This is a genomic window from Bacillus sp. FSL W8-1202, from assembly GCF_038006165.1.
Lineage (GTDB): Bacteria > Bacillota > Bacilli > Bacillales > Bacillaceae > Bacillus > Bacillus subtilis.
Window position 1 is genome coordinate 41,541 of sequence record NZ_JBBOUR010000001.1, and the last position, 17,189, is coordinate 58,729.

The window sequence follows — 17,189 nt, forward strand, 5'->3', positions numbered from 1 at the left end:
TGACAATTTCAGGGCATAATACAACCATCAAAAAAAGGGAGTGACACAGAATGGAGGCGGTTTCACCAATAAGGCGGTTTACGGTCGATGGAGTCAATGTATACTACGAACATTATCAAAATCCCGGCAGGCAAACGCTGGTTTGCGTACACGGTTTTTTATCATCTGCATTCAGCTTCAGAAAAGTAATCCCTCTCCTTCGGGACAAGTACGACATCATCGCGCTTGATTTGCCTCCTTTCGGCCAATCTGAAAAATCAAGAACGTTTATCTATACCTATCAAAACCTTGCTAAGCTTGTCATTGGGATTTTGGAGCACTTGCAAGTGAAACAGGCTGTGCTTGTCGGGCATTCTATGGGCGGACAGATATCGCTGTCTGCTGCTCTCCAAAAACCTGAGCTTTTTTCAAAGGTTGTGCTGCTTTGCAGTTCAGGGTATTTAAAACGTTCACACCCGACGATCATTTTCGGGACCCATATCCCGTATTTTCATCTTTACATCAAACGCTGGCTCTCGAAAGAAGGCGTGATGAAAAATTTATTAAATGTGGTGCATGACAAATCGCTGATTGATGAGGAGATGATCGACGGCTATGGCAGACCATTTCAGGACGAGCAGATTTTCAAAGCCATGACAAGGTTTATCCGCCACAGAGAAGGAGATTTAGAACCCGAGCAATTGAAGAAAATGAACAAGCCTGCTCTATTGATTTGGGGCGAGGAGGATCGAATTGTCCCAATGGAGATCGGTAAACGGCTGCACGCAGATTTGCCTAATTCCGTGCTGTACTCACTTGGCCAGACCGGACATCTGGTGCCTGAAGAACGGCCTGAACTTGTTTCTGAACACATTGCTGATTTTATCAATTAAAAAAACCGGTGCTGAACCGGTTTTTTTAAGGCGTGCAGGAGCTGCTGTTTTTAATGAATAAAAGCTGGCCAGCCACTTCCCGGCAGCTGGCGATCGGCAGCGTTTGTTCAAAAGAAGTTTCAAATATTTGCTGAATGCTTTTCGCCAGCACGTCGGGATCGTCTTCATCATAGACTGCCTGCACGACATCAACAGCCTCCGTTTCGTAAAACTCTTCTCCATATTTAAACGGGTCCCATTTGGCAATGATCTTAATCATTTCCCTGACCGCTTGACTTTCTTCCATATTCATCACCGCTTATAATAAAATTTGCAGTTCTATCTTATCATAGTGAAGCTTAGAAGAATAAACATACATGAGGGGGTAACAGAATGAACTTTGATAAACGAGAAGAACGCCTTGGCACCCAATCGGTCAAATGGGACAAAACAGGCGAATTATTTGGCGTGACAGACGCACTCCCGATGTGGGTGGCGGATATGGATTTTCGCGCGCCAGAAGCGATAACTAAAGCGTTAAAAGAGCGTCTTGACCACGGTATTTTTGGTTATACAACTCCAGATCAAAAAACGAGGGATGCTGTGTCCGGATGGATGCAAAACAGGCACGGCTGGAAGGTGAATCCGGAAAGCATCACATTCAGCCCCGGCGTTGTAACGGCTTTGAGCATGGCGGTACAAGCTTTTACGGAGCCGGGCGATCAAGTAGTTGTTCAGCCTCCAGTTTATACGCCTTTTTACCATATGGTGGAGAAAAACGGCCGGCACATTTTACATAATCCGCTGCTAGAAAAAGAAGGCGCATATGCAATGGATTTTGAAGATTTGGAGACGAAGCTTCGTGACCCAAGCGTTACATTGTTTATTTTATGCAATCCTCATAACCCTTCTGGGCGTTCATGGGGCCGGGAAGATTTACTGAAGCTAGGCGAATTGTGCCTTGAGCATGGCGTAACAGTTGTATCGGATGAAATCCATTCCGATTTAATGCTGTACGGACACAAACACACGCCGTTCGCTTCGCTCTCTGACGATTTCGCTGATATTTCTGTGACATGTGCTGCTCCAAGCAAAACATTTAATATCGCCGGATTGCAGGCTTCAGCGATCATTATTCCGGATCGCCTGAAGCGCGCCAAGTTTTCCGCAAGCCTTCAGCGCAATGGTTTAGGCGGACTGAACGCGTTTGCCGTCACTGCAATCGAAGCCGCGTATTCAAAAGGCGGACCGTGGCTTGATGAATTGATCACTTACATTGAGAAAAACATGAACGAAGCGGAAGCCTTTTTGAGCACCGAGCTGCCAAAGGTCAAAATGATGAAGCCGGATGCATCATACTTGATTTGGCTCGACTTCAGCGCTTACGGCTTGTCCGATACAGAGCTTCAGCAAAGAATGCTAAAAAAAGGAAAAGTTATTTTAGAGCCCGGGACGAAATACGGGCCTGGCGGAGAAGGATTTATGCGCCTGAACGCGGGATGCTCTCTTGCAACCCTGCAGGACGGCCTGCGCCGCATCAAAGCCGCATTATCGTAAATATAGCTGTAAACGCCTTTACGTCTTCATTTGTAAAGGCGTTCTTAATAAAGGAATTTTATATTTTACTTCTAATATTTAGTGTTATAATAGATTCATATTTTATATGAAAGGATTTTACACGAATGGAAATTCTAAAAGACTATCTTCTGCACATCTGCTTTATTTTGTTTCCTATTCTTCTTTACCAAGTGTTTTGGCTTGGAAAACCTGCGATTCTTGTGCCAAAAATAAACAGCGGTTTGGTCACGCTCTTCGCCTACGGCGCCTCCGTTTTATGCATTATTTTCCCGATTCATGAAATGGACTACATACAATACGGCCTTCAGATGATTCCCGTTATCATTTGTTTATTTTACATTAGTACCGCTTCCGGACTTACAGTCGCCGCATCTGTCCTATGTTTTGAACTGCTTTTTTACGAACCTTCCGCAATGTTTGTTTTCACTTTGCTGCCTTTTCTTATCATTATCCCAATCTTATTTCAGAAAAAATGGCCATTCATGTCCAAAGCGAAAAAACTGCTGCTGTCTTTATTGATCAGCTGCGTGGAGATTTTCCTATTTTTCGCCTCAAGCGGGATTCTATCCGCCTTGAATATTTTAAATTTTCAAAAATCAGGAATTTTCGTTTACGAGGCGGCAGTCTCAGGGCTTTTCCGCTCCAGTGTTCTTCTATTAAGCATCTATATTATCGAAAGCATCGCCGAAAATATCGCCCTCCGCTCACAGCTTATCCATTCTGAAAAAATGACGATTGTGAGTGAACTGGCAGCGAGCGTCGCCCATGAGGTCAGGAATCCGCTGACAGTTGTCCGCGGGTTTGTCCAGCTGCTTTTTAATGACGAAACCCTACAAAACAAGTCGAGTGCGGATTACAAAAAGCTTGTACTGTCAGAGCTTGACCGGGCGCAAGGCATTATTACAAACTATCTCGATATGGCCAAACAGCAATTATACGAAAAAGAGGTTTTTGACCTATCAGCCCTTATCAAAGAGACAAGCTCCCTTATGGTGTCGTACGCCAATTACAAGTCAGTAACCGTCGAGGCTGAAACAGAACCGGACCTTTTGATATACGGAGACGCAACAAAGCTGAAGCAGGCTGTCATTAACCTGATGAAAAACAGTATTGAAGCGGTTCCTCACGGGAAGGGGATGATCCACATATCAGCCAAAAGAAACGGCCATACGATCATGATTAACATCACAGACAATGGGGTCGGGATGACAGACCATCAAATGCAAAAACTCGGCGAACCTTATTATTCCTTAAAAACGAACGGAACGGGACTCGGCCTCAACGTAACCTTTTCCATTATTGAACATCATCACGGGACCATTTCATTTAACAGCAGCTTCCAAAAAGGCACTACGGTGACCATTAAGCTTCCCGCTGATCTTCCTCACTAGCAAATCGATTGGAACTTTAATAGAATGAATGCGAGGTGATGACAGATGAGCACGTTTGAGACAGGCTCTATCGTTAAAGGATTTTACAAAACAGGTGTATACATAGGAGAAATCACGGCTTGCAGGCCGCAGCACTATTTAGTGAAAGTGAAAGCGGTTCTTACCCATCCCTCTCAAGGAGACCTTCATCATCCAAAACAGGCGGATGTGCCATTTTTCCATGAGAGAAAAGCGCTCGCATATGGTGAACAGACCAATATCCCCCACCATATGGTGAAGCCTTATGACGGTGAAGTGCCGGATTATACCGAATCTCTGCGGGAGGCGACAGCACAGCTGAGAGCCAAATTAAATGAGGATGGTTCGGAGTGGGCAAAACGCTCCCTTCATAATCTGGACATTTTAGAAAAAGAATATTTTAACCAGCCATAACCCAGTCTGACAAAAGATTGGGTTTCTCACGTCGCGCGCTTGAACAGTTCGGTTAAATCGATTCTTTCGCCGATTGTGGGCGGTTTCGGCTTTTCGAGATACTGCTTATCCTGCTCAACAAGCTTAAAAAGTTTATATGCTGTGAGGGCATCATCAAGCGCTTTATGATGGGTGCCGGTTCCGGAATCTCCATACTCTTCGGCAGCTTTCCATAAACCCGTCAATGTCCGGTCTCCAAAAAAGTTTTTGTATTCAAGCGATAAATCTTTCATTTCTCCCTTAAACGGGAAAGGGATATGGTTAAACATACAGTTTTGCTTCAGCACTTTCATATCCATGTTTCCCCACGTAATAATTGTACTGTTTTTCTCAGGATCCAGCTCGTTTAGTTTACGGATGAAATCCTCGAATCTCATTCCTTCGTCTACCTGTTTTTGGGTTATTTTTAAAAATGATTTGCAGCGTTTCGTAAGCTTCGGGAACTTTTTCGGTCTAACATAGCTAGAAAACGTCTCAACCACTTCATCATCAATCGACTTTACAATTCCGGCTTCAATGATTTCCGGGAAGAAGTTTTGAGGGCTGTACTTTCCATCGGGCATTGTAAATTCGAAATCAATAATGAGTAAGCTGTTTGTCGTCACCTTTTTACACCTGCCTTTCCTCCGATCAGAAAATGCTATCTTTATAGTATATCAATTCCCCTTCTCGACATTTCTTCATTTTCTAAAAATAATGAATTTTCCCAGCCGCTTCGTTTCTTTTAAATTGTGAATCGTTTCTTTATAATTAGTAAGGAACCCGAAATAATAAGAAGGTGATGTTATTTCTATCCGTAAGAAAAACTTTGTCATTGTGTGGCTGGCGAACTTTTTTGTCTCCGCTAGCACAACGATGATCGTTCCTTTTCTCTCCTTATACATTGAGACGCTCAGCTCTTTTTCAAACGGCTTTGTGCAAAGGTGGAGCGGCTATGTGTTCGGCATTACATTTCTCATGGCGTTTTTGGTATCCCCGTTTTGGGGACGGTTCGGAGACAAACGCGGATACAAGAAAATCCTTATGGCAACCGGAACGGGCATTGCCCTCAGCATTTTCTTCATGGGCTTTGTTACATCGGTGTACCAATTGTTTTTTCTGCGTATGGCAATGGGTCTTGTAACCGGATTCATCCCGACATCTCTTGCGATGATTTCGGCACAGACTCCGAAGAGCTCAGCCGGCAAAACGCTTGGCACGCTGCAAATGGGGCAAGTGTCCGGAAGCTTGTTCGGCCCGCTTTTGGGAGGCATGCTTGCTGATCGTTTCGGCTTTACGTATACCTTTTTTATCACATCCTTTGTAATTTTCTCGTCTGTTCTTCTCGTGTTATTTGGTGTCAAAGAAAAGCCTCTTGCAGAGAAAACAGCCAAACGTACGTCATACTCGAGAAAAGAAGTGCTCTCCTATATTTTTCACCATCCGGCGCTGTGGGTCATGATGCTGTTAACCATGCTGATTCAAACAGGCAATTTCAGTATCCAGCCCCTGCTCGCTTTATATGTAAATGAGCTGCATGGACCTGTCAATCTTGCCTTTTTCTCCGGCATGGCATTTTCAGCAACGGGGCTCGGAAGTTTGCTGCTGGCTAGAAAATGGGGTGATCTGGGCGACCGCTACGGCCACCGCCGCATTTTAATCGGACTTTTGCTTGCCGCCTCTTTCTTTTTTATTCCGCAGGCGCTCGCGTCCTCACTCAGCGTGCTCCTTGTTTTCAGATTTTTATTCGGAATGGCGATGGGCGGTTTGCTGCCATGCATCACGGCAGCGATCCGCGTTCAGGCTCCCGGCAGCATTCAGGGTGAAGTTCTCGGCTACAATGTCAGCTTTCGCTTTTTAGGAAACGTGCTCGGGCCTCTGCTCGGCGGAATCATATCGAGCCATTTTACCATTTCGGCCACCTTTTACGTCACGGCGTTTCTCTTTTTCGCCGGCGCCTGCATGCTTTGGATCATGCAGAAACTTCGGAAAGATTCTTATGCCAAAGCAAGCTGATTCCGAGAAAAAACTGAGGAATCTTCTAAATTTAACCTTCTCGTAATCTCAAAAGAATGGTACGATATGGCTAGAATTTAGGAGAAAAGAGAGTGACCATGTTACGAAAAATAATCGGATGGATTTTGCTCCTTTGCATAATCCCATTGTTTGCATTTACAGTTATCGCTTCCGGAAAAGAAGTAAAACAAATGAAGTCCCTGGATCAGGTGCTTGATAAAAATATTAATCTGAAAGATATCAGCCTTGTTCAGAACAGCTACATGTATGACAGGGACGGCTCCCTTGTCTCGGAAATCGTCAGCGACCACGAAAACCGTGTGCTCGTTCCATTTAACAACATTCCCGAGGAAGTCAAACAGATTTTCTTAACATCTGAGGACCGCCATTTTTACGAGCATAAAGGCTTTGACTTTATGGGAATGGTGCGGGCTACTGCTTCTAACGTAAAAGACAAGAAAATTGACCAGGGTGCCAGCACCATCACACAGCAGCTTTCAAGAAACTTATATTTGAGCCACGAACGCTCCTTCAGCCGCAAGCTGACAGAGCTCGCGTATTCCTATCAGCTGGAGAAAAAATATACGAAAAATGAAATTCTTGAAGCTTACTTAAATACCATTTATTTCAACAATGGTGTTTATGGCGTCGGTTCAGCAGCTCAATTCTATTTCAGCAAACCGCTGAAATCTCTCACAGTGGGAGAAATGGCTTTTATCTGTGCTATACCTAATAATCCTACATTATATGATCCTCTCAAGCATTTTGACTACACGAAAAGCCGTCAAGAACGTTTGCTTAAAGGGCTAAAAGATGCCGGGGTCATTACGGACAAAGAGCTGAAAAAAGCCGTAAAACAAAAAATCAAACTGGATGTTGAAAAAAGAGAAGACAAATATCCTGACTACGTTTCCTACGTCAATGATGAATTCACTCAGCTGGCGTCTGAATCAGAAGGCTTTGATAAACGCCTTCAAAAAGCATCAGGAAAACAAAAAGAAAAGATCGAAAACGAGCTGTCCGCAAGAGTCAGCACGCTGATGAAAGACGGCGTGAAAATTTATACTGCACTTGATCCGTACATGCAAAATCAAGTCGTGGCACAAATGAATTCCAAGCTCCCGTATGCAGACGTACAGGGCGGAGCGGCTGTGATTAATCACCAGACGCATCAAATCATCGCTCTATCCGGCGGGAAAAACTATCAAAAATATGACTTTAACCGCGCCTACCAGGCGTACAGGCAGCCGGGTTCATCCATTAAGCCGCTTCTTGATTACGGCCCTTATATTGAACAGACCGGCGCGACAGCAAGCAGCACAATTGATGCCAGCAAGTTTTGCAGCAAAGACTACTGTCCGCAAAACTACAATAACCGCACTTACGGCACAGTGACGCTTGATACGGCGTTTAAAAATTCATATAATACCCCGGCTATTAGAATGCTCGACCGCGTCGGCATCCAAAAGGCATTCAGTTATATTGAGCCGTATCATTTTGCCAAACTTGTCGACAGTGACTATCTTCTTCCGGCGGCGCTTGGCGGATTTACAAACGGCATGACGCCTCTTGAGATGACAAAGGCTTATACGACATTCGGCAACAGCGGAAGCTATACGCCGAGCCATGCGATTACAAAGGTGACAGACCTAAAAGGAAAAACGCTTTATAAATGGAATGATAAAGCGACTCAAATATTCAGCGTCCGCACGAACATGCAGCTGAAAAAACTGATGTCGTCCGTTGTGAAAAGCGGAACAGGGAAAAAAGCATATTTCAATGCGCCTTACATCGGCGGTAAAACCGGAACATCAAATGATTATCACGATATGTGGTTTGTCGGCCTGACTGATACGTATACAATGGGTGTCTGGGTCGGAAAGGACACACCGACCAGCGTTGAATATCTTCACAGCATCAGCCCTCAGCTTTCCATCTGGAAAGGAACGCTGCAAGCGGCTTATTAAAGGATCGGAGGGGATATGGGGTGACTTCAGAACAAATTCCAAATCGCGTTTTGCTGTTTGACGGTGTCTGCAATCTATGCAATGGCGCCGTGCAATTTATCATTAAACGTGATCCGGACGGATTGATTTCTTTCACATCGCTGCAGTCGGAAACAGGGCAGAGCCTGCTGAAAAAAAGCGGGCTCCCGACTGATCGGTTTGACAGCTTTGTCTTTATTGAAGACGGCCAAGTGCACACAAAGTCAACTGCAGCCATTAAGGTTTTCAGGCATCTGCGAGGCCCATGGCGGCTCTTCGTCCTGTTTTTCGCAGTACCGAAGCCTGTCAGAGATATGGTCTATTCTTTCATTGCCAAAAACCGCTATAAGTGGTTTGGCAAAAAAAATGAATGTATGCTCCCCTCCCCTTCTATTAAAAAAAGATTTTTACCGTAAATAAAAAATGGCTAGGAAGCTAGCCATCACAGATTGTTGACAAAATCCTAAAACGGCTTCGTTTTAGGATTTTGTCATCTATTCAGCGTGATTGAAAACTTTTGAAGTTGTGAAACGGCGGAAACCTGAGAATCTAGCCGCCGTTTCATTGCGCACAGAGCACGAAGCGCAAATCTGACCACCAAACGCTGAAATGGATAGCTTACACAGGTAAGCTATCCATTATGCTATTATAAAGCTTGATAAATATGAACAGAATACCGATAACAAAGGTAAACCAAAACAGCAGTTCCAATAGAATGAATCCGACTAATGACATGAGAGAAAGCGTCGAATAAATCCGGTATACGGTAAACACAAAGTAAGCGAGCGTGACGACCGCAAACCAGATCACAATCCAAATGACATTTTGCAAGAGCACAAAGGATAAAATCCCGCCGCCCAAATAAATCATGGAACCCATTCTGAGTTTTTTCAGGTTGTTCCCTTCCGGATCATTAGCAAAAAACAGCAATGACAGCTCGGTCACGGTATTTGCAATTAATTTCAGAGCGGACAGAACCATAAAATATAAAAGTGCAAAGGCAGCAAATAACGCAAGCCTGATTCCTTTCTCTGAAAAATAATCGAGCATTCCATCATACATTCCAAATGAAGACAGCATCTTCAACGCATAAAGTGAAGTTGAGATGGATAAGGACGAACTAAAAAGCAGGATCGCAATCAGCGGAAAATATCCTGTCAAATAAGTATTTTTCATATAAAAAAGTCCCTTTCTATAATCTACCTCATTTATTATGGAGGACTTAAAACACATTGACAAGATAAATTATTCCATTTTTTCTCCTTTTTACGAATTACGGTCCCAAATCTTCACAAAGCAGCATTTTGAGAGTAAAGTAGTACGCAGGAATCATAAAACGTAAGGAAGTTTTATATGAAAAAAACATTAAAACTGCAAACCAGACTCACCATATTTGTTTGTATCGTTGTATTAATCGCATTGCTCATTACGTTTTTTACAGTCGGTGCCCAAACCACCAAACGAATTAGAGATCAGGAAAAGGCCACTGCGCTGCAGACTGCTGAAATGGTAGCTGAAGCGCCGATGACAGCCGCTGCTTTAGAAAACGGAAAAAAACAAAAGGAACTGCAGAGCTACACAAAGCGGGTTCAGAAAATTACCGGCACGGAATTTGTTGTCGTCATGGATATGAACGGTATCCGCAAAACTCATCCTGACCCGAGCAAAATCGGAAAAAAATTCAGAGGCGGTGATGAGTCCGAGGTATTAAAAGGGCATGTCCATATCAGCACAGCCTCTGGCACGCTCGGGAAATCGCAGAGAGCGTTCGTCCCTGTCTACGCGGAGAATGGGAAACAAGTCGGTGCAGTCGCGGTCGGCATCACCGTAAATGAAATTGATGAAGTGATCAGCCATAGCTTACGGCCGCTTTACTTTATTATTTGCGTCAGCATCTTCGTCGGTGTGATCGGAGCCGTTATCGTCGCCCGTACAGTGAAAAATATCATGTACGGACTTGAACCTTATGAAATTGCGACTCTGCTTGAAGAACGGAGCGCGATGCTGGAATCGACGAAGGAAGGAATACTCGCTGTCGATGAACATGGCAAAATTAAACTTGCCAACGCGGAAGCAAAACGCCTATTCGTCAAAATGGGCATCAACACAAATCCCATTGATCAGGATGTAGATGACATCTTGCCGAAAAGCCGCTTGAAAAAGGTCATTGAGACAAAAAAACCTCTTCAAGACAGAGACGTCCGCATTAACGGACTGGAGCTTGTGTTTAATGAAGTTCCTATCCAGCTGAAAGGACAAACTGTCGGAGCGATTGCAACATTCCGCGACAAGACCGAGGTAAAACATTTAGCTGAACAGCTTTCCGGTGTTAAAATGTATGCAAACGCACTGAGAGCGCAGTCTCATGAATTTATGAACAAACTGCATGTGATATTAGGTCTCGTCCAGCTGAAAGAGTATGATGATCTTGGAGATTATATTAAAGATATAGCCATACAGCAAAAATCAGAAACAAGTGAAATTATAAATGATGTCAAAAGCTCCGTACTGGCCGGTTTTCTGCTCGGAAAGCAAAGCTTTATACGTGAGCAGGGCGCAAATCTTGATATTGAATGCAACGGTGTCATCCCGAACGCGGCAGACCCTTCTGTCATCCATGAACTTATTACAATCATCGGAAATCTCATCAACAATGGCTTAGACGCCGTTGCGGATATGCCGAAAAAACAAATCACCATGTCCATGCGCTTCCATAACAGCATACTTGATATTGAAATTACCGATACTGGAGCAGGCATGTCTGAAGAAGACCAAGCCAAAGTATTTGAACAAGGCTATTCAACAAAGGGCAAAAACCGGGGATTCGGCCTTTATTTCACACAGCAAAGCATCGAAAATTTAAAAGGCCAAATGATCCTCACAAGCGAAAAGAATGAAGGAACGACATTCAGTATTCGCATCCCGTACGAACCGAAGGAGGAAAATCATGATTAATGTACTAATAGTTGAAGATGACCCCATGGTGGGTGAATTAAATAAACGATACTTAAGCCAAATAGATGGCTTTCAGCTGAAAGGCATCGCTTCTTCCTTTCAAAGCGCTCTGCATATTTTAGGCGAGCACCATATCGACCTCATTTTGCTTGATATTTATATGCCGGGAAAAAACGGGCTGGAACTGCTGACGGAATTGAGAGCCCAAAATGAAGCGGTTGACGTGATTGTCATCTCAGCGGCCAGCGAGCTTGACGTAATCAAGAAAACACTTCGGTACGGAGCTGTCGATTATTTAATCAAACCGTTTGAATTTGAACGTTTCCAAACGGCTCTGTCTGATTACAGACGAAAACAAAAGGTGTATTCAACCCATCGCAACATGAGCCAAAAAGAACTGGACGCCGAGCTTTTTCAAAAGAAAGAAGCAACAGAAAAAGTGCAGCTTCCTAAAGGCCTGACAAAAAGCACGCTGAAGCTGATCTGGTCCAGTATCCAGTCATTTGAAAATGAATCTTTTACGACAGAAGACTTGGCAAAGCACACAGAAATCTCTCAAGTATCCATACGAAAATACTTAAAGTTTCTTGAAGATATACAAGTTCTGAATGTAGAAATGGCGTACGGAACGATCGGAAGACCTGTGTTTCAGTACAACGTCAACAACAGTAACCTTAACGGAATAAAGCAATATCTATAAGAAAACGCACTGCTTGCTTTGAGCAGTGCGTTTTTCTGTCATATCTCTTGCCAAGATGCTTGATTCTATTGTTGATAAGTTATACAAGAATAACAAAGGGCTTTCACATTTTTAAGCAAATAATTCTAAAAATAGATACTTTTTAAAAAATTATGCGAAATTCTATTTATTTCTTATTAGTTAAATGATAAATTATGATTGGTTAGTTGATCCCGAAAAACTAAGTCATAAGTCTTACTTCAGAAAACGATGTCACGGTTTTCCGCCCGGAACGCCTTCCGCATCCTTCTCTTCCCCGCCTTTCGAAGGAAATACTCACACCACGCTTATTCAGGGAAGAATAGAACTGTCTCAGCGCATTCCATTTGTTATTATCAGAAAATTTTATCGATTCTAAGAAATTGTTCAGGACAGCCCATCACATGACTGGCCGGATCAGCTTTGAACCAAATTTTTCTGGGGGGTTATATCTTGAATAAACGAAAAATCGGATTGGCGATGTCACTTGTGATCGCAGCAGGCACCATATTAGGAGCATGCGGAAACAGCGAAAAAAGCAGCGGCTCAGGCGAAGGCAAAAACAAATTCAGTGTGGCGATGGTTACTGACGTAGGCGGAGTGGATGACAAATCCTTCAACCAATCAGCCTGGGAAGGCATCCAAGCCTTTGGAAAAGAGAATGGGCTGAAAAAAGGCAAAAACGGTTACGACTATCTTCAATCCAAATCAGATGCAGACTATACAACGAACTTAAATAAATTGGCGCGTGAGAATTTTGACTTGATTTACGGCGTCGGCTACTTAATGGAGGATTCAATCAGCGAAATTGCTGAGCAGCGCAAAAATACAAACTTTGCGATTATAGATGCTGTTGTCGATAAAGACAACGTCGCAAGTATTACGTTTAAAGAGCAGGAAGGCTCATTTCTCGTCGGAGTGGCCGCAGCCCTATCAAGCAAATCAGGAAAAATCGGCTTTGTAGGCGGCATGGAATCAGAGTTAATCAAAAAATTCGAGGTCGGCTTCCGTGCCGGCGTGCAAGCAGTTAACCCTAAAGCCGTTGTAAAAGTGAAATACGCAGGGGGGTTCGATAAAGCCGATGTCGGTAAAGCAACCGCCGAAAGCATGTATAAATCAGGCGTAGATGTTATTTATCACTCTGCGGGCGCCACTGGCACAGGCGTCTTTACTGAAGCGAAAAACCTGAAAAAAGAAGATCCAAAACGCGATGTCTGGGTCATCGGTGTCGATAAAGACCAATACGCAGAAGGCCAGGTAGAAGGAACAGATGATAACGTGACCCTCACTTCCATGGTGAAAAAAGTAGATACAGTCGTTGAAGATGTAACGAAAAAAGCGAGTGACGGAAAGTTCCCGGGCGGCGAAACACTTACCTACGGGCTTAATCAAGACGGAGTCGGCATTTCTCCATCTAAACAAAATCTATCGGATGATGTGATCAAAGCGGTCGATAAATGGAAGAAAAAAATCATCGACGGATTGGAAGTCCCGGCAACTGAGAAAGAGCTGAAAACCTTCAAAGCTGAATAAGAATCGCAGGGATAAGGAGGTCGAGCCCTTATCCCTTGTTTTTCTTTTATTTTGAAATAAAGGAGCGGTCAATCAATGGAATATGTCATTGAAATGCTCAATATCCGCAAGGCGTTTCCAGGTATCGTCGCCAATGACAATATCAATCTTCAAGTCAAAAAAGGCGAAATACACGCGTTGCTCGGTGAAAACGGAGCGGGGAAATCAACGTTGATGAATGTCCTTTTCGGGCTGTATCAGCCGGAGCGGGGTGAAATTCGGGTGCGCGGCGAGAAGGTGCACATCAACAGCCCGAACAAAGCGAATGACCTTGGAATTGGAATGGTGCACCAGCACTTTATGCTTGTTGACACCTTTACAGTTGCTGAAAATATTATTCTCGGGAAGGAGCCAAAGAAGTTTGGCAGAATTGACCGGAAGCGTGCTGGCCAAGAGGTGCAAGACATTTCCGATCGATACGGCCTGCAGATCCATCCTGAAGCAAAAGCAGCTGACATATCAGTCGGTATGCAGCAGCGCGCAGAAATATTAAAAACCCTCTACCGCGGTGCCGACATTCTGATTTTTGATGAACCGACGGCTGTTTTGACGCCTCATGAAATTAAGGAACTGATGCAAATTATGAAGAACCTGGTCAAAGAAGGAAAGTCCATCATCTTAATCACCCATAAGCTGAAAGAGATTATGGAGATTTGTGACCGCGTTACGGTTATCCGTAAAGGAAAAGGCATCAAAACCCTTGATGTCCGTGATACAAACCAAGACGAACTCGCCAGTCTAATGGTCGGCCGTGAGGTATCGTTCAAAACTGAAAAGAGAGCTGCTCAGCCGGGAGCGGAAGTGCTTGCGATTGACGGCATAACTGTAAAGGATACCCGCGGAATAGAGACAGTCAGAGATTTGTCTCTTTCTGTCAAAGCGGGAGAAATAGTCGGCATAGCCGGCGTCGACGGAAACGGGCAATCAGAGCTGATCGAAGCGGTGACAGGACTCCGCAAAACAGATTCAGGAACAATCACCTTAAACGGAAAACAGATCCAAAACCTGACGCCAAGAAAAATCACTGAATCCGGGATCGGCCATATCCCTCAGGATCGCCATAAACACGGTCTCGTCCTTGATTTTCCAATCGGAGAGAATATCCTGTTGCAAAGCTATTACAAAAAGCCGTATTCAGCATTGGGCGTTTTACATAAAGGCGAAATGTACAAAAAAGCACGCAGCCTGATCACTGAGTACGATGTCAGAACGCCGGATGAATATACACACGCTCGGGCATTGTCAGGCGGAAACCAGCAAAAAGCGATTATCGGGCGGGAAGTAGACAGAAATCCTGATTTATTAATTGCCGCCCAGCCGACTCGCGGCCTTGATGTCGGAGCGATTGAATTTGTCCATAAAAAGCTCATTGAGCAGCGTGATGCCGGGAAAGCCGTTCTTCTCCTCTCGTTTGAGCTTGAAGAAATTATGAATCTCAGTGACAGAATCGCCGTTATTTTTGAAGGACGCATTATCGCCAGCGTTAATCCGCAGGACACCACTGAACAGGAGCTTGGTCTCTTGATGGCAGGAAGCACGCAAAAGGAAGCGGGGAAAGCAAATGGTTAAACGACTCTCTCATTTACTCGTGCCGCTCATCGCAATCATCCTTGGTCTTGCGGCCGGCGCGTTGATTATGCTTGTGAGCGGCTACAGTGTGGCCAGCGGATATTCGGCTTTGTGGAATGGGATATTCGGAGAAATCTATTATGTCGGAGAAACAATCCGGCAAATTACGCCTTATATTTTATCCGGATTGGCTGTCGCCTTTGCATTCCGAACCGGACTCTTTAATATCGGCGTCGAGGGCCAGCTGCTCGTCGGCTGGACAGCAGCGGTTTGGGTCGGTACGGCGTTTGACGGACCGGCATATATTCACTTGCCGCTCGCATTGATTACAGCAGCAGCTGCAGGAGGATTATGGGGGTTTATTCCCGGCATTTTGAAAGCGCGATTTTACGTTCATGAAGTCATTGTCACCATTATGATGAATTATATCGCGCTGCACATGACCAATTACATCATTTCAAACGTCTTGACAGATCATCAGGACAAGACGGGGAAAATTCACGAATCCGCCTCCCTCCGCTCTCCTTTTCTTGAACAGCTCACCGATTACTCACGGCTGCATTTGGGAATCATCGTTGCCCTTCTCGCAGCAGTTATCATGTGGTTTATCATCAACAAAACTACAAAAGGATTTGAGCTCCGGGCGGTCGGATTTAACCAGCACGCTTCCCAGTATGCCGGCATGAGCGTGCGGAAGAATATCATGTCCTCCATGCTTATCTCCGGCGCTTTTGCAGGCCTTGCCGGAGCCATGGAGGGCCTAGGAACATTCGAATACGCAGCAGTGAAAGGCGCATTTACCGGCGTAGGCTTTGACGGTATCGCTGTCGCTCTTCTTGGGGGAAACACAGCCGTAGGCGTTGTACTGGCAGCATGCCTGCTTGGCGGGCTAAAAATCGGCGCATTAAATATGCCGATTGAATCAGGCGTTCCATCAGAGGTCGTTGATATTGTGATTGCTATTATTATTCTATTTGTGGCTTCAAGCTATGCGATTCGTTTCGTCATGGGCAAATTGAAGAAAAAGGGGGCGAACTAAGTGGACATTGTGCAGATTTTATCTATCATTGTCCCTGCCACACTCGTCTACGCGGCCCCGCTTATTTTAACTGCTCTCGGCGGCGTGTTTTCCGAAAGATCAGGTGTGGTGAATATCGGCTTAGAAGGCCTCATGATTATCGGGGCGTTCACCAGCGTGTTATTTAATTTATTTTTTGGTCCGGAATTAGGTGCCGCCGCACCTTGGATTTCGCTCCTTGCCGCCATGGCAGCAGGCGCCCTGTTTTCACTGATTCACGCGGCAGCGGCGATTTCGTTTCGCGCCGACCAGACAGTCAGCGGTGTCGCCATTAACATGCTGGCGCTTGGGGCAACTTTATTTATCGTCAAACTGATCTACGGCAAAGCGCAGACAGACAAAATTCCAGAGCCTTTTTATAAGACGAAAATCCCCGGTTTGGGCGATATTCCCGTCTTGGGAAAGATCTTCTTTTCGGATGTCTATTATACGTCTATTCTTGCAATAGCACTTGCCTTTATTTCCTGGTTTATCTTGTTCAAAACGCCGTTCGGCCTTCGTATCCGTTCTGTCGGAGAGCATCCGATGGCGGCCGATACGATGGGAATCAACGTATATAAAATGCGCTACGTCGGCGTGATGATCAGCGGATTGTTCGGTGGTCTCGGCGGCGGCGTATATGCCTCCACTATTGCGCTTGATTTCACGCACTCTACCATCTCCGGGCAAGGCTTTATCGCCCTGGCAGCGCTTGTATTCGGAAAATGGCATCCGATCGGAGCACTGGGGGCCGCCCTGTTTTTCGGATTCGCCCAAAGCTTAAGCATCATTGGATCGCTGCTCCCTCTTTTTAAAGACATACCAAATGTGTATATGCTGATGGCTCCTTATGTCTTAACGATTCTCGCTTTAACCGGCTTTATCGGGCGGGCAGATGCGCCAAAAGCCAATGGCGTGCCTTATATTAAAGGAAAAAGATAAACATTCTCCCCTGGGAAGACGATTCTCAGGGGTTTTTTTCTAATTCAAAAGACCCTCTTAATTTAATTGTTTATTAGTTTTTTAACTTAAAAAAATATGAAGTGT

General features: G+C 44.7%; 17 protein-coding genes. 13 read left to right on the plus strand and 4 right to left on the minus strand.

Features of this window, described 5'->3' with window-relative positions; translation table 11 throughout:
* The first annotated feature begins 50 nt into the window (after positions 1 to 50).
* On the plus strand, positions 51 to 872 hold the full coding sequence (locus NSQ09_RS00240; protein ID WP_014480683.1) for an alpha/beta fold hydrolase: 822 nt from the start codon (positions 51 to 53) through the stop codon (positions 870 to 872).
* Between the two features lie 25 nt (positions 873 to 897).
* On the opposite strand, the gene NSQ09_RS00245 is transcribed toward NSQ09_RS00240, so the two are convergent.
* Positions 898 to 1,158 (minus strand): YugE family protein, encoded by a 261-nt coding sequence (locus tag NSQ09_RS00245; RefSeq protein WP_032722422.1) that lies wholly within the window; start codon positions 1,156 to 1,158, stop codon positions 898 to 900.
* 86 nt (positions 1,159 to 1,244) lie between these two features.
* On the opposite strand from NSQ09_RS00245, the gene patB reads away from it, so the two are divergent.
* From patB to kapB, 3 genes are all read left to right on the plus strand, one after another.
* On the plus strand, positions 1,245 to 2,408 hold the full coding sequence (gene patB / locus NSQ09_RS00250) for a cystathionine beta-lyase PatB (protein ID WP_041052872.1): 1,164 nt from the start codon (positions 1,245 to 1,247) through the stop codon (positions 2,406 to 2,408).
* Between the two features lie 125 nt (positions 2,409 to 2,533).
* Positions 2,534 to 3,820 (plus strand): sporulation sensor histidine kinase KinB, encoded by a 1,287-nt coding sequence (gene kinB, locus NSQ09_RS00255; protein ID WP_341030276.1) that lies wholly within the window; start codon positions 2,534 to 2,536, stop codon positions 3,818 to 3,820.
* 45 nt (positions 3,821 to 3,865) lie between these two features.
* Positions 3,866 to 4,252, plus strand: a complete 387-nt coding sequence (gene kapB, locus NSQ09_RS00260) for a kinase-associated lipoprotein KapB (RefSeq protein ID WP_041052868.1) — start codon at positions 3,866 to 3,868, stop codon at positions 4,250 to 4,252.
* Positions 4,253 to 4,278: 26 nt separating this feature from the next.
* Here the strand turns inward: kapB and kapD are convergent, their stop codons facing one another.
* Positions 4,279 to 4,896, minus strand: coding sequence for a 3'-5' exonuclease KapD (kapD, locus tag NSQ09_RS00265; protein ID WP_041052866.1), 618 nt, complete (start codon positions 4,894 to 4,896; stop codon positions 4,279 to 4,281).
* A gap of 75 nt (positions 4,897 to 4,971) precedes the next feature.
* Positions 4,972 to 5,175: a hypothetical protein gene (locus NSQ09_RS00270; RefSeq protein ID WP_003243502.1), complete on the minus strand. Its 204-nt coding sequence runs from the start codon at positions 5,173 to 5,175 to the stop codon at positions 4,972 to 4,974.
* On the opposite strand from NSQ09_RS00270, the gene NSQ09_RS00275 reads away from it, so the two are divergent.
* The 3 genes from NSQ09_RS00275 to NSQ09_RS00285 all read left to right on the plus strand — a co-directional run bounded on the left by NSQ09_RS00275 (position 5,078) and on the right by NSQ09_RS00285 (position 8,687).
* Complete coding sequence (locus NSQ09_RS00275) at positions 5,078 to 6,286, plus strand: multidrug efflux MFS transporter (RefSeq protein ID WP_371929879.1); 1,209 nt, start codon at positions 5,078 to 5,080, stop codon at positions 6,284 to 6,286. The genes NSQ09_RS00270 and NSQ09_RS00275 overlap by 98 nt on opposite strands.
* Positions 6,287 to 6,378: 92 nt before the next feature.
* Positions 6,379 to 8,253: a transglycosylase domain-containing protein gene (locus NSQ09_RS00280; protein ID WP_341030282.1), complete on the plus strand. Its 1,875-nt coding sequence runs from the start codon at positions 6,379 to 6,381 to the stop codon at positions 8,251 to 8,253.
* A 20-nt stretch (positions 8,254 to 8,273) separates the two neighbouring features.
* Positions 8,274 to 8,687 (plus strand): thiol-disulfide oxidoreductase DCC family protein, encoded by a 414-nt coding sequence (locus NSQ09_RS00285; protein ID WP_014480691.1) that lies wholly within the window; start codon positions 8,274 to 8,276, stop codon positions 8,685 to 8,687.
* Between the two features lie 202 nt (positions 8,688 to 8,889).
* On the opposite strand, the gene NSQ09_RS00290 is transcribed toward NSQ09_RS00285, so the two are convergent.
* Positions 8,890 to 9,447, minus strand: a complete 558-nt coding sequence (locus NSQ09_RS00290; RefSeq protein ID WP_017695520.1) for a YufK family protein — start codon at positions 9,445 to 9,447, stop codon at positions 8,890 to 8,892.
* A gap of 177 nt (positions 9,448 to 9,624) precedes the next feature.
* Here NSQ09_RS00290 and maeL point away from each other — a divergent pair, with 177 nt between their 5' ends.
* The 6 genes from maeL to nupQ all read left to right on the plus strand — a co-directional run bounded on the left by maeL (position 9,625) and on the right by nupQ (position 17,084).
* On the plus strand, positions 9,625 to 11,226 hold the full coding sequence (gene maeL / locus NSQ09_RS00295) for a two-component system sensor histidine kinase MaeL (RefSeq protein ID WP_021480489.1): 1,602 nt from the start codon (positions 9,625 to 9,627) through the stop codon (positions 11,224 to 11,226).
* Positions 11,219 to 11,926 (plus strand): two-component system response regulator MaeM, encoded by a 708-nt coding sequence (maeM, locus tag NSQ09_RS00300; protein WP_014477821.1) that lies wholly within the window; start codon positions 11,219 to 11,221, stop codon positions 11,924 to 11,926. The genes maeL and maeM overlap by 8 nt, the downstream gene beginning before the upstream one ends.
* A 471-nt stretch (positions 11,927 to 12,397) precedes the next feature.
* Positions 12,398 to 13,477 (plus strand): guanosine ABC transporter substrate-binding protein NupN, encoded by a 1,080-nt coding sequence (gene nupN, locus NSQ09_RS00305; protein WP_041052879.1) that lies wholly within the window; start codon positions 12,398 to 12,400, stop codon positions 13,475 to 13,477.
* A 75-nt stretch (positions 13,478 to 13,552) separates the two neighbouring features.
* Complete coding sequence (gene nupO, locus NSQ09_RS00310; protein WP_121572473.1) at positions 13,553 to 15,085, plus strand: guanosine ABC transporter ATP-binding protein NupO; 1,533 nt, start codon at positions 13,553 to 13,555, stop codon at positions 15,083 to 15,085.
* Positions 15,078 to 16,124 (plus strand): guanosine ABC transporter permease NupP, encoded by a 1,047-nt coding sequence (gene nupP / locus NSQ09_RS00315; RefSeq protein WP_101501414.1) that lies wholly within the window; start codon positions 15,078 to 15,080, stop codon positions 16,122 to 16,124. The genes nupO and nupP overlap by 8 nt, the downstream gene beginning before the upstream one ends.
* The gene (nupQ, locus tag NSQ09_RS00320) at positions 16,125 to 17,084 is read left to right on the plus strand and encodes a guanosine ABC transporter permease NupQ (RefSeq protein WP_017695525.1); all 960 of its coding nucleotides are present in this window, start codon (positions 16,125 to 16,127) and stop codon (positions 17,082 to 17,084) included. It begins immediately after the preceding gene.
* Positions 17,085 to 17,189 lie beyond the last annotated feature (105 nt).

Excerpts from the sequence above, each read along its gene's own strand:
- NSQ09_RS00240 (WP_014480683.1), top strand. The coding sequence starts at position 51 with ATGGAGGCGGTTTCACCAATAAGGCGGTTTACGGTCGATGGAGTCAAT.
- NSQ09_RS00245 (WP_032722422.1), bottom strand. The coding sequence starts at position 1,158 with ATGGAAGAAAGTCAAGCGGTCAGGGAAATGATTAAGATCATTGCCAAA.
- patB (WP_041052872.1), top strand. The coding sequence starts at position 1,245 with ATGAACTTTGATAAACGAGAAGAACGCCTTGGCACCCAATCGGTCAAA.
- kinB (WP_341030276.1), top strand. The coding sequence starts at position 2,534 with ATGGAAATTCTAAAAGACTATCTTCTGCACATCTGCTTTATTTTGTTT.
- kapB (WP_041052868.1), top strand. The coding sequence starts at position 3,866 with ATGAGCACGTTTGAGACAGGCTCTATCGTTAAAGGATTTTACAAAACA.
- NSQ09_RS00270 (WP_003243502.1), bottom strand. The coding sequence starts at position 5,175 with ATGTATAAGGAGAGAAAAGGAACGATCATCGTTGTGCTAGCGGAGACA.
- NSQ09_RS00290 (WP_017695520.1), bottom strand. The coding sequence starts at position 9,447 with ATGAAAAATACTTATTTGACAGGATATTTTCCGCTGATTGCGATCCTG.
- maeL (WP_021480489.1), top strand. The coding sequence starts at position 9,625 with ATGAAAAAAACATTAAAACTGCAAACCAGACTCACCATATTTGTTTGT.
- maeM (WP_014477821.1), top strand. The coding sequence starts at position 11,219 with ATGATTAATGTACTAATAGTTGAAGATGACCCCATGGTGGGTGAATTA.
- nupO (WP_121572473.1), top strand. The coding sequence starts at position 13,553 with ATGGAATATGTCATTGAAATGCTCAATATCCGCAAGGCGTTTCCAGGT.
- nupP (WP_101501414.1), top strand. The coding sequence starts at position 15,078 with ATGGTTAAACGACTCTCTCATTTACTCGTGCCGCTCATCGCAATCATC.